This window comes from Winogradskyella immobilis, assembly GCF_021887715.1.
GTDB classification, from domain to species: domain Bacteria; phylum Bacteroidota; class Bacteroidia; order Flavobacteriales; family Flavobacteriaceae; genus Winogradskyella; species Winogradskyella immobilis.
In genome coordinates this window covers 1-315 of sequence record NZ_JAIQXX010000082.1, presented here as the reverse complement: position 1 = coordinate 315, position 315 = coordinate 1, and the positions used below count along the sequence as shown (strand labels likewise).

Sequence of the window (315 nt, the reverse complement as noted above, 5' to 3'; positions counted from 1 at the left end):
ATATTATCTGTTGCTGTTGCACCTAATTCTGTATAAGTGTCTCCTACATTTAAATCAACTATTGATGATCCATTTAAAGTTATTACTGGTGCTGTAGTATCTGCATTAACATTAACCGTTCTATCTACTGATGCACTGTTCCCTGCTGCATCACTAACACTATATGTCAATATATACACTCCTGCTATTGATGTATCTACTGTACCTGTAATATTTATGCTTCCTGTTAAATCACCATCTATATTATCTGTTGCTGTTGCACCTAATTCTGTATAAGTATCTCCTACATTTAAATCAACTATTGATGATCCATTT

At 33.0% G+C, this 315-nt stretch carries 1 protein-coding gene; it reads right to left on the bottom strand.

The genetic code is table 11. The features are described 5' to 3' along the window. A partial coding sequence (locus K8Z87_RS13905; protein ID WP_227478175.1) for a DUF5011 domain-containing protein occupies nt 1–315 on the bottom strand: 315 nt, incomplete at both ends.